The sequence below is a fragment of the Pseudomonas sp. MIL19 genome (assembly GCF_028680365.1).
Classification (GTDB): domain Bacteria; phylum Pseudomonadota; class Gammaproteobacteria; order Pseudomonadales; family Pseudomonadaceae; genus Aquipseudomonas; species Aquipseudomonas spirodelae.
In genome coordinates, this window is sequence record NZ_JAPPVG010000027.1 from 40241 (window position 1) to 52079 (window position 11839).

Genomic DNA, 11839 nt, shown 5'->3' on the forward strand with positions numbered 1-11839 from the left:
CTTGATACCTGCAGTGCACGGAGGGCAGTGATGAGCCATGTGATCGACCGACGCCTGAACGGCAAGAACAAGAGCACGGTGAACCGCCAGCGCTTCCTGCGGCGTTACCGTGACCATATCAAGAAGGCCGTGGAAGAGGCGGTCAGCCGCCGTTCCATTACCGACATGGAGCACGGCGAACAAATCAGCATCCCCGGTCGCGACATCGACGAGCCGGTACTGCATCACGGCCGCGGTGGCCGTCAGACCACCGTGCACCCCGGCAACCGCGAATTTACCACCGGCGAGAAGATTGCCCGCCCGCAAGGCGGTGGCGGCGGCCAAGGCGCCGGTAAGGCGAGCAACTCCGGCGAAGGCATGGATGAGTTCGTCTTCCAGATCACCCAGGAAGAGTTTCTCGACTTTATGTTTGAAGACCTGGAGTTGCCCAACCTGATCAAGCGCCATCTGACGGGCAGCGACACCTTCAAAAGCGTACGCGCCGGCATCAGCAACGAAGGCAACCCATCACGCATCAATATCGTCCGCACCCTGCGTTCGGCCCACGCCCGGCGTATTGCCCTGTCCGGCAGTAGCCGCAACAAACTCAAAGCCGCCCAGGCCGAACTGGAACGCTTGAAGCTGGAGCAGCCGGACAACTTGGGTGATATCCAGGCGCTTGAAGAGGACATCAGCAAACTGCGCGCCCGGATCAAGCGTGTGCCGTTTCTCGACACCTTCGACCTCAAGTACAACCTGCTGGTCAAACAGCCCAACCCCAGCTCGAAGGCAGTGATGTTCTGTTTGATGGACGTCTCCGGTTCGATGACCCAATCGACCAAAGACATCGCCAAGCGCTTCTTTATCCTGCTGTACCTGTTCCTTAAGCGGAACTACGAAAAAATCGACGTGGTGTTTATCCGCCACCACACCAGCGCCAAGGAAGTCGACGAGGAGGAGTTTTTCTATTCGCGGGAAACCGGCGGCACCATCGTCTCCAGTGCACTCAAGCTCATGCACGAGGTCATGACCGAGCGTTACCCAATCAACGAATGGAATATCTACGCTGCCCAGGCGTCGGATGGCGATAACTGGAATGACGACTCCCCCGTATGCCGGGACCTGCTGATCAATCAGATCATGCCGCTTGTGCAGTACTTCACCTATGTAGAGATCACCCCGCGCGAGCACCAAGCGCTGTGGTTCGAGTACGAGCAGGTCAGCGAGGCATTTGCCGATACCTTTGCTCAACAGCAGCTGGTTTCTGCAGGTGATATCTACCCGGTATTCCGCGACCTGTTTCAGCGGAGGCTTGCCACATGACCCATGCCCAAGATAAACGACGCCAACCGATCTCCACGGGTTCAGAGTGGACCTTCGACCTCATTCGCCAATACGACCGCGAAATCGGCCGCCTGGCAGAGCGTTACGCACTGGACACCTACCCCAATCAAATCGAGGTAATCACTGCCGAGCAAATGATGGACGCCTACGCCTCGGTCGGTATGCCGCTGGGCTATCACCACTGGTCCTATGGCAAACATTTCCTCAGCACCGAGAAAGGCTACAAGCGTGGGCAGATGGGCCTGGCTTACGAAATCGTGATCAACTCCGACCCGTGCATCGCCTACCTGATGGAAGAGAACACCATCTGCATGCAGGCCTTGGTGATTGCCCACGCCTGTTACGGCCACAACAGCTTCTTCAAGGGCAACTACCTGTTCCGCACCTGGACCGATGCCAGCTCGATCATCGACTACCTGGTCTTCGCCAAGCAGTACATCATGCAGTGCGAAGAACGCCATGGCATCGACGCAGTGGAGGACCTGCTCGACTCCTGCCACGCCCTGATGAACTACGGCGTCGACCGCTACAAACGCCCCTACCCGATTTCCGCCGAAGAAGAACGGCGGCGCATGAAGGACCGCGAAGAGCACCTGCAAAAGCAGATCAACGACCTCTGGCGCACCATCCCGAAAAGCGCCAGCAAAGGCGGCGAAAAGGACGACAAACGCTTCCCTGCCGAGCCGCAGGAAAACATCCTCTACTTCCTGGAGAAGCACGCCCCGCTGCTCGAGCCCTGGCAGCGCGAGATCATCCGCATCGTGCGCAAGATCGCCCAGTACTTTTACCCACAGCGCCAGACCCAGGTGATGAACGAAGGCTGGGCGACCTTCTGGCACTACACCCTGATGAACGACCTGTACGACGAAGGCCTGGTGACCGAAGGTTTTATGATGGAGTTTCTGCAGTCGCACACCAGCGTGGTCTACCAGCCGCCGTTTGACAGCCCCTACTACAGCGGCATCAACCCCTACGCCCTGGGCTTTGCCATGTATCGCGACATCCGCCGAATCTGCGAGTCGCCCACCGAAGAGGATCAGCGCTGGTTCCCGGAGATCGCCGGCAGCGACTGGCTAAGCACCCTGAAATTCGCCATGACCAGCTTCAAGGATGAGAGTTTCATCCTGCAGTACCTGTCGCCCAAGGTCATCCGCGATCTCAAGCTGTTCAGCATTCTCGATGACGACCAGAAAGACGAACTGTATGTCCCAGCGATCCATGACGAACCCGGCTATCAGCAGATTCGTGAAACCCTGGCCGCGCAGTACAACCTGGGTAACCGCGAGCCCAACGTACAGATCTGGAGCATCGACCGCCGTGGTGACCGCTCATTGACCCTGCGCCACCAACAGCACGACCGCAAACCACTGGGCAACTCCACCGAGGAAGTGTTGAAGCACCTGCACCGCCTGTGGGGTTTCAATATTCATCTGGAGATGTACCAAGGCGATCAACTGATCGGCACCCAGCACGTACCGCCGCAGCATGAAACGGCACAAGGCAGCGACTACCCGCGCCTCGACCTGATGATTCCGCCCATTTGAGCATTGGCACCGCTTTATCCGGCGCCCCCACCTAAGCGCCGCAGCCGGCCGGCACACTGAGCGTACGCCCAGTGCCCGGCCAAGGCGCCAACCAGACAGCCGCACCATCCAGCCGTTATGCTTTGCACAACGGAGGATTTGTCATGCAGATTTTTAAAGTGGGCGGTGCAGTGCGTGATCGCCTGCTCAACAGAGACATCAGTGAAATCGATTGGGTGGTGGTCGGTGCCAGCGCCGAACAAATGCTCGAATTGGGCTACCGCCCGGTAGGCGCAGACTTTCCGGTATTTCTACACCCGCAGACCGGCGAAGAATACGCTCTGGCCCGCACCGAGCGCAAAAGCGGGCGTGGCTACGGCGGTTTCACCTTCTTCGCCAGCCCGGACGTGACACTGGAAGAAGACCTGATCCGCCGCGACCTCACGGTAAACGCCATGGCCGAAGATGACCAAGGCAAGCTGATCGACCCCTATGGCGGCCAGCGCGACCTCGACGCCAGGCTGCTGCGCCATGTATCCCCGGCCTTCGCCGAAGACCCCTTGCGCGTGCTGCGTGTGGCCCGCTTTGCAGCCCGCTACGCCCCACTGGGCTTTACGGTCGCGGCAGAAACCCTGGCGCTGATGCGTGAACTGAGCGAGTCCGGCGAGCTAAGCGCGCTGACGCCCGAGCGCAGCTGGAAGGAAATATCCCGCGCCCTGATGGAGCCGCGCCCAGATGTGTTTATCCAAGTGCTGCGCGACTGCGGCGCCTTGCAGGTCCTGCTGCCCGAAGTCGACACACTGTTCGGCATCCCGCAGCCCGCAGCCCATCACCCGGAAATCGACACCGGCGAGCATGTGCTGAGCGTGCTGCGCCAATGCGCCGAACACCAGCAGCCGCTTACCGTACGCTGGGCGTGCTTGCTGCACGATGTCGGCAAGGGCCTGACGCCTGAAACTGAATGGCCGCGGCATATCGCCCATGAGGTCAAAGGCTTGAAGCTGATCCGCGCGATCAACCAACGCTGCAAAGCCCCCAAGGATTGCCAAGAGCTGGCCCTGCAGGTCGGTGAATTCCACACTCACGGTCATCGCGCCCTGGAGCTGAAGGCGTCGACGCTGCTGAAGCTGCTGCAGGGCTTCGATGTATTCCGCCGCCCGCAACGCTTTGAAGAGTTTATCGCGGCCTGCGAAATGGACGCCCGCGGGCGCCTAGGCCTAGAGCAACGCCCCTACCCGCAGGCCGACTACCTGCGCGCGGCTATGCAGGCAGCCCGAGCGGTAGCGGTGCAACCTCTGTTGGCGCAAGGGTTCAAGGGGGCTGAGTTGGGTGAGGCGTTAAATCGCGAGCGGCTGAATGCACTGACTGCATTCAAAGCCGACTACAGCGCGTCGCCATCGCAGCACTAGGCGGCGGGGTAAGCCTCAAGCAACGGCGCCGGGGTTAACGGCTGGCCACGCCAGCTGAATGCCACCGGCCACAACTGCTGCTCAATCTGCGCGCCCTGCCAGAGCTCGGCAAAGCTGCGCTGCTGCCCGGGGTGCAACACATCCGGCACCAGCAACGACAGGGGCCAGAGCACAAAGGCATTCCTCAAGATTTCCGCACGCGGCAGAATCAGGCCGTCGTAATTGCCGACTAAGTCGCCATACAGCAAAACATCGATATCCAGCGGCAAGCCTTTGCGCTCAGGCGCGTAGCGGCCGTTGTCGGCTTCGATAAACTTCAGCCGCCGATCCAGGTCCGCCAGCGACAGCTCGCTATAACCAGCCACCACAAGATTGAAGAACGGTCCGCTCTTGATGCCAACCGCCTGGCTCTCGAATACTGGCGAGCAACGCATATCGCGCAACAGCTCCGCCAAGGCTTCGAGGCCGGCATGCAAGTGCATTTCGCGCTCGATATTGCTGCCCAGCCCCAATAAAACCCGTGTTAGCGACATCCGCGCTCGATCTCCACGCCGACACCACCGCTGGCTGCGGGCACCGCACCGGGCTTGGTCAGCTTGAGGCGCACCCACGGGATGTGGAATTCGCTCATCAGCACCTGCACCAGGCGCTCGGCAAAGGTTTCCACCAGGATGAATTGCGACTCGCTGGCAAACGCCTGGATACGCTGTGACACACAGGCGTAATCCAACGCTTTTTCCAATTCATCACCGGCCGCAGCGGGACGGTTATCCCAGCCCAGGTACAGGTCCAAGCGCAAACACTGACGAATGGTCCGCTCCCAGTCGTAGGCGCCAATAACTGTGTCGACTTCCAGACCCTCGATAAAAACTGTGTCCAAGCACGCTCTCCGCGGCACGACAAGGCTGTCGCACCTAGTTAGAATCAGGGCTCCCTTGCCCGGAATGGATACCATGTTTTGGCTGCTGGCGACCCTCGCCTACCTGCTCGGCTCGTTGTCCTTCGCCATTCTGCTCAGCCGCCTGGCCGGCGGGCCGGACCCGCGCGCCAGTGGTTCGGGCAACCCCGGTGCAACCAATATGTTCAGGCTAGCCGGCAAACGCCTGGCCGTCCTGACGCTGCTCGGCGACCTGCTCAAAGGCCTGCTACCGGTTGTGATCGCCAGCCTGCTCGGCTTCAACCTGCAGCAGCAAGCCTGGATCGGCTTGGCCGCCGTTATCGGCCACCTGTACCCGTTGTACTTCAACTTCCATGGTGGCAAAGGCGTCGCCACAGCCGCAGGCATGCTACTGGGCCTTTACCCACCGGCAGCATTACTGGCGATTACCGCCTGGTTGCTTACCTTTATTCTCACCCGTACCAGCTCACTGGCTGCACTGATTGCCACGCCGCTGACTTTGCCACTTTTAGCTTGGCAACAACCGGCAGCCCTGCTCCCCGTCTGTGTACTGACGGGGCTGATCGTCTGGCGACATCGCGGCAATTTACGCGATCTGTTCGCCGGCCGTGAGCGGCATTTCTAAATCGGCCAACCGAGCCCAGCCAGCATTTACAGCGCAGGCAGCTGCTCCATCGGCCAGCGCGCCTGCACCTTGATGCTCAAATCTTCGTGCTGCCCCGCCAGCAAACGCTGGCAGCCGGCATAGGCGATCATCGCACCGTTATCGGTGCAGAATGCCGGGCGGGCGTAGAACACCTCGCCCTTCAACTCGCCGAGCATTTTCTCCAGCGACTCGCGCAACGCACGGTTGGCACTCACACCGCCGGCGATCACCAGATTATTCAACCCGGTTTGCTTGAGGGCGCGTTTGCACTTGATCGTGAGGGTGTCGACCACCGCCTGCTGAAATGCCAAGGCGATGTCGCAGCGGGTCTGCTCGGAGTTATCACCCGCCGCCTGGCATTGCTGCCACGTATTCAGGGTGAAGGTTTTCAGGCCGCTGAAACTGAATTCCAGCCCCGGGCGATCGGTCATCGGCCGCGGAAACTTGAAGCGCCCTGGCGTGCCGCTCAGCGCTAAGCGGGCAATCTCCGGCCCACCTGGGTATTGCAGCCCCATCAGCTTGGCCGTCTTGTCGAACGCCTCACCGGCCGCATCGTCAAGCGACTCGCCCAGCAACTGGTATTGGCCGATGCCATCGACGCGCACCAGTTGGGTATGACCACCGGACACCAACAAAGCGACGAACGGAAACGCCGGCGGTTGCTCTTCCAGCATCGGCGCCAGCAAATGGCCTTCCATATGGTGCACACCGAGCGCCGGAATATCCCAGGCGAACGCTAACGCCTGCGCACAAGAGGCCCCCACCAGGAGCGCGCCGACCAGGCCGGGACCCGCCGTGTAAGCAATCGCGTCAATATCAGACGCAACCTTGCCGGCCTCATCGAGTACTTGGCGAATCAACGGCAGCATGCGTTTGACGTGATCACGCGACGCCAGCTCCGGCACCACACCGCCATACACGCGGTGCAGGTCAATCTGGCTGAACAACGCGTCGGCCAGCAGCCCCCGCTTGCTGTCATAGAGCGCGACACCGGTTTCGTCGCAAGAGGTTTCCAATCCCAGAACCAGCATGGGCAGTGCCTTTGTAGTAGAGTGTGCAACTTCGAAGGCGCGCATGATAAGGGCGGCTACCGCACGCCGGCCAGCGCTTTTCGATTAGAGGCTTTGCATTCCTCGCGATGAGGCGGTAACATCCGCAACCCTTAAAAACTACGTTCTCCAGCGTCATCTGCCAGGAGTAACGTTACCACCGGTAATAAAGAAGGTACGCCCTGGATGCCAGCCGTCAAAGTTAAAGAGAATGAACCCTTCGACGTAGCTCTGCGTCGTTTCAAGCGCTCCTGTGAAAAAGCCGGTGTTCTGGCTGAAGTTCGCAGCCGTGAATTCTATGAAAAGCCAACTGCAGAGCGTAAGCGCAAAGCAGCTGCTGCTGTTAAGCGTCACGCCAAGAAAGTGCAGCGCGAGCAGCGCCGCAGCGTTCGCCTGTACTAATCAGTACAAGCAGCGCCTGATACCCGGCTTCGGCCGGGTTTCGCTTTTAGACTCCGCGTAACCTTCGGGCGACGACGGAGTCTTTTAGTTTTTGCCCCTACCTGTTCTGCCTCGGCGCATAACAGTATTCTGAGCGCCTATGGCCGGCCTGATCCCACAGTCCTTTATCGATGATCTGCTCAACCGCACCGACATCGTCGACGTGGTGGCCTCGCGCGTCCAACTGAAAAAAGCCGGCAAGAACTACACCGCCTGCTGCCCGTTCCACAAAGAAAAGACCCCCTCGTTCAGCGTCAGCCCGGATAAACAGTTCTACTACTGCTTTGGCTGCGGCGCCGGTGGCAACGCCTTGGGCTTTGTCATGGACCACGACCAGCTGGACTTTCCCCAGGCCATCGAGGACCTGGCCAAGCGCGCCGGCATGGAAGTGCCACGCGAGGAAGGCGGACGCAATAACAAGCCACGCCAGCCCACCGACTCACCGCTTTACCCGCTGCTGACGGCTGCCGCCGAGTTCTATAAACAGGCCCTGAAAAACCACCCGCAGCGCAAAGCGGCAATCGACTACCTGAAAGGCCGCGGCCTCTCCGGCGAAATCGCCCGCGACTTCGGCATGGGTTTCGCGCCGCCCGGCTGGGACAACCTGCTCAAGCACTTAGCCAGCGATAGCCTGCAGCAAAAGGCGATGATCGACGCTGGCCTGCTGATCGAGAACGCCGAAAGCGGCAAGCGCTACGACCGCTTTCGCGACCGCATCATGTTCCCCATTCGCGACAGCCGTGGCCGAGTGATCGCCTTCGGCGGCCGCGTATTGGGCGACGAAAAACCGAAGTACCTGAACTCCCCGGAAACCCCGGTGTTCCACAAGGGCCAGGAGCTCTACGGCCTGTTTGAAGCGCGCAAGCACAACCGCGACCTCGACGAGATCATGGTGGTTGAAGGCTACATGGACGTCATCGCCCTGGCCCAACAAGGCCTGCGTAACGCCGTCGCCACCCTCGGCACCGCCACCAGCGAAGAACACCTCAAGCGCCTGTTCCGCGTCGTACCGAGCGTACTGTTCTGCTTCGACGGCGACGCTGCAGGGCGCAATGCCGCCTGGCGCGCCTTGGAAGCCACCCTGTCGAGCCTGCAAGATGGCCGCCGCGCACGCTTCCTGTTCCTGCCCGACGGCGAAGACCCCGACACACTCGTGCGCAGCGAAGGCACCGACGCCTTTCGCGCCCGCATCAACCAGCACGCCCAGCCACTGGCCGACTACTTCTTCCAGCAACTCAGCGAAGAAGCTGACCCGCGCTCACTGGAAGGTAAAGCGCACCTGATGACTCTGGCTGCACCGCTGATCGACAAGATCCCCGGCAACAACCTGCGCATCCTCATGCGCCAGCGCCTGAGTGAGATCACCGGCCTTTCTGCGGACGCCACACCGCCACCCGCTTCGGCCGCACGCAACAACCAACCCAGCCACAGCAGCGCACCGCCCAGCGACTACCCGGATTACACCGACATCCCCGACAGCGCCTATTACGATGTCGAGCCGAGCCGCAACGAATACGAAAACCCCAGCCCGACGCCACAATTCGAGCGCAACAACGGCAAGGGCAGTAAGGGCAACTGGAAGAAAGATGGCGGCAAGTGGAGCAAAAAGGGCCAAGGCGAGTTTGCTCCGCGCGCGCCTCGCACTGCAGTCAGCGTCGAGTCGCCACACCTGAGCGCCCTGCGCACCCTGCTGCATCACCCGCAGCTGGCGCAAAAAGTCGAAGATGTCAGCCACTTCGCCGCCGAAGACGACACCTACGCACAATTGCTGGTCGCCTTGCTGGGCGCACTACAGAAGAGCCCGAACCTGCGCTCACTGCAGCTGATCGCGCGCTGGCATGGCACCGAACAGGGCCGCCTGTTACGCGCCCTGGCAGAAAAGGAATGGCTAATTTCAGCCGACAACCTTGAACAACAGTTTTTCGACACTATAACTAGTTTGGTAGCCCGCCAACGCGAGCGCAGCCTGGAACATTTGCTGCGCAAAGCCCGTCAAAGTGAGTTAAGCGCAGAAGAGAAAGACCAGCTGCGCAACTTGCTGAGCCGTAATGCATCACCAGTAATCCCAAGCCCAACTGGCGCTTAGGGGAACTACTCGGGTATAATCCGCGGCTTGTTTTTTGCCCGCCAAGACCTTCAGTGGATAGGGTGTTATGTCCGGAAAAGCGCAACAACAGTCTCGTATCAAAGAGTTGATCACACTGGGTCGTGAGCAGGGTTACCTGACTTACGCAGAGGTCAACGACCACCTGCCGGAAGATATTTCTGATCCGGAGCAGGTGGAAGACATCATCCGCATGATTAACGACATGGGGATCAACGTATTCGAGGTTGCGCCAGATAAGGATTCTCTTATGCTGGCCGACGCCGACACCGACGAGGCAGCCGCTGAAGAAGCCGCTGCAGCGTTGGCTGCGGTTGAGACGGATATCGGCCGCACGACGGACCCGGTACGCATGTATATGCGTGAAATGGGTACCGTAGAATTGCTGACCCGCGAAGGCGAGATCGAAATCGCCAAACGCATCGAGGAAGGCATCCGTGAAGTGATGGGCGCTATCGCCCATTTCCCCGGCACTGTCGACAGCATTCTTGCCGAGTACACCCGTGTCACCACCGACGGTGGCCGTTTGGTTGAAGTCTTCAACGGCTATATCGACCCGGACGATGGTATCGCCCCGGCCGAAGCAGCCGCACCTGTCCCCACCACAGACGGCGACGCTGACAAAGACAGCGACGACGACAGTGATGACAGTGACAGTGACGAAGAGGAAGAAGAAGGCGACGGTGGTCCGGACCCTGAAGAGGCTCTGCGCCGCTTCACCGCGATTGGCGAAGCCCTTGAAGCCGCTAAGAAAGTACTGAAGAAGCATGGCCGCAACAGCAAGCAAGGCATTGCCGCGCTGAAAGAAATGGCCGAGCTGTTCATGCCAATCAAGCTGATACCCAAGCAGTACGAAGCGCTGGTTGTACGCGTTCGTAGCTCTCTTGAGCGCCTGCGCGCCCAAGAACGCGCGATCATGCAGCTCTGCGTTCGTGATGCACGGATGCCGCGTGCGGACTTCCTCAAGCTCTTCCCAGGCAACGAAGTTGACCAGGAATGGGCCGCTGGCCTAGCCAAAGGCAAAGCCAAGTACGCAGAAGCCATCGGCAACCTGCAAGGCGACATCCAGCGCTGCCAGCAAAAGCTTTCTGCCTTGGAAGCCGAGTGCGAGCTGACCCTGGCTGAAATCAAGGACATCAACCGTCGCATGTCGATCGGTGAGGCCAAGGCCCGCCGCGCGAAGAAAGAGATGGTTGAAGCCAACCTGCGCCTGGTGATCTCGATTGCCAAGAAGTACACCAATCGTGGCCTGCAGTTCCTCGACTTGATCCAGGAAGGCAACATCGGCTTGATGAAAGCGGTAGACAAGTTCGAATACCGTCGCGGCTACAAATTCTCGACTTATGCTACCTGGTGGATCCGTCAGGCGATCACTCGCTCGATCGCCGACCAGGCCCGCACCATCCGTATTCCGGTGCACATGATCGAGACGATCAACAAGCTCAACCGTATTTCCCGACAGATGTTGCAGGAAATGGGTCGCGAACCGACCCCGGAAGAGCTGGGCGAACGCATGGAAATGCCTGAGGACAAGATCCGCAAGGTATTGAAGATTGCTAAAGAGCCGATCTCCATGGAGACCCCGATCGGTGACGACGAAGACTCGCATCTGGGCGACTTCATCGAAGACTCGACCATGCAGTCGCCAATCGATGTTGCCACCGTAGAGAGCCTTAAAGAAGCGACTCGCGACGTACTCTCCGGCCTCACCGCACGTGAAGCCAAAGTACTGCGCATGCGCTTCGGCATCGACATGAATACCGACCACACCCTCGAGGAAGTTGGTAAACAGTTCGATGTAACGCGTGAGCGGATTCGTCAGATCGAAGCCAAGGCGCTGCGTAAGCTGCGCCACCCGACGAGAAGCGAACACCTGCGCTCCTTCCTCGACGAGTAACACCAAAACCCCCGGCCCTGCCGGGGGTTTTGCATTCTGGGCAACTACTCCAAACACCTAAGCACAACACCCCTCCTCGCCGTCCAGCACACGAGCTAACGCAAGCTCGCGCTTTCGGTCGACCTCCTTGGCGACTGGCGTTAATAGCAGCCAAACAGACATGGCGATCTCGCAACCACACCAATGGGACTGCATCACAAGCCTGCCAAACGCTAAGGCCTCAGTCAGGGGTAGAGGAAACTCGACCAGAGTGGGCGCTGAGGAGGTATGTGCGGGAACGGCATTCAGCTTCAGTGACGAGCAATAGAGTGACCCAAAAACCTTTTAGCGCAGAAAAGAAAAAGGCCAGCTCGAAGGCTGGCCTAACTCTTTGTTTTCTATGGTGGGCCCACACGGACTCGAACCGTGGACCAAAGGATTATGAGTTGCCTAGAAACGCTGCAAGCCCAGCGAAGTCGTGCGTAACCTAGCGTGTTGGCGCTGATGGAAAATTGACCCACCCTGCCGATTGAAATTTGACCCAGGGCGGATTGCTGATTTTGTTACCAG

At 59.6% G+C, this 11839-nt stretch carries 10 protein-coding genes; 7 read left to right on the forward strand and 3 right to left on the reverse strand.

What is annotated here, in order from left to right:
• The first annotated feature begins 30 nt into the window (after nt 1-30).
• The 3 genes from N1078_RS15470 (at nt 31) to N1078_RS15480 (ending at nt 4255) form a co-directional block, all read left to right on the forward strand.
• Entirely contained in the window at nt 31-1302 is a 1272-nt protein-coding gene (locus N1078_RS15470) for a YeaH/YhbH family protein (RefSeq protein WP_274089052.1), read from the forward strand.
• Nucleotides 1299-2867 (forward strand): SpoVR family protein, encoded by a 1569-nt coding sequence (locus tag N1078_RS15475; RefSeq protein WP_274089053.1) that lies wholly within the window; start codon nt 1299-1301, stop codon nt 2865-2867. The genes N1078_RS15470 and N1078_RS15475 overlap by 4 nt, the downstream gene beginning before the upstream one ends.
• 143 nt (nt 2868-3010) lie before the next feature.
• Nucleotides 3011-4255 carry a multifunctional CCA addition/repair protein gene (locus N1078_RS15480; RefSeq protein ID WP_274089054.1) on the forward strand — a complete coding sequence of 415 codons (1245 nt, stop codon included), beginning with the start codon at nt 3011-3013 and terminating at the stop codon, nt 4253-4255.
• On the opposite strand, the gene folK is transcribed toward N1078_RS15480, so the two are convergent.
• Nucleotides 4252-4788: a 2-amino-4-hydroxy-6-hydroxymethyldihydropteridine diphosphokinase gene (gene folK / locus N1078_RS15485; protein WP_274089055.1), complete on the reverse strand. Its 537-nt coding sequence runs from the start codon at nt 4786-4788 to the stop codon at nt 4252-4254. The two genes, N1078_RS15480 and folK, sit on opposite strands and share 4 nt — an antisense overlap.
• Nucleotides 4779-5135, reverse strand: a complete 357-nt coding sequence (gene folB / locus N1078_RS15490; RefSeq protein WP_274089056.1) for a dihydroneopterin aldolase — start codon at nt 5133-5135, stop codon at nt 4779-4781. The genes folK and folB overlap by 10 nt, the downstream gene beginning before the upstream one ends.
• Nucleotides 5136-5208: 73 nt before the next feature.
• On the opposite strand from folB, the gene plsY reads away from it, so the two are divergent.
• Nucleotides 5209-5778: a glycerol-3-phosphate 1-O-acyltransferase PlsY gene (gene plsY / locus N1078_RS15495; protein ID WP_274089057.1), complete on the forward strand. Its 570-nt coding sequence runs from the start codon at nt 5209-5211 to the stop codon at nt 5776-5778.
• 26 nt (nt 5779-5804) lie between these two features.
• Here the strand turns inward: plsY and tsaD are convergent, their stop codons facing one another.
• Nucleotides 5805-6830 carry a tRNA (adenosine(37)-N6)-threonylcarbamoyltransferase complex transferase subunit TsaD gene (gene tsaD / locus N1078_RS15500; protein ID WP_274089058.1) on the reverse strand — a complete coding sequence of 342 codons (1026 nt, stop codon included), beginning with the start codon at nt 6828-6830 and terminating at the stop codon, nt 5805-5807.
• A 204-nt stretch (nt 6831-7034) separates the two neighbouring features.
• On the opposite strand from tsaD, the gene rpsU reads away from it, so the two are divergent.
• The 3 genes from rpsU to rpoD all read left to right on the forward strand — a co-directional run bounded on the left by rpsU (nt 7035) and on the right by rpoD (nt 11290).
• A complete protein-coding gene (gene rpsU / locus N1078_RS15505) occupies nt 7035-7250 on the forward strand; it encodes a 30S ribosomal protein S21 (RefSeq protein WP_003290642.1) in 216 nt (71 codons plus the stop codon).
• Nucleotides 7251-7389: 139 nt separating this feature from the next.
• Nucleotides 7390-9375, forward strand: coding sequence for a DNA primase (dnaG, locus tag N1078_RS15510; RefSeq protein ID WP_274089059.1), 1986 nt, complete (start codon nt 7390-7392; stop codon nt 9373-9375).
• Nucleotides 9376-9442: 67 nt separating this feature from the next.
• Complete coding sequence (gene rpoD, locus N1078_RS15515) at nt 9443-11290, forward strand: RNA polymerase sigma factor RpoD (RefSeq protein ID WP_274089060.1); 1848 nt, start codon at nt 9443-9445, stop codon at nt 11288-11290.
• Nucleotides 11291-11839: the final 549 nt, after the last annotated feature.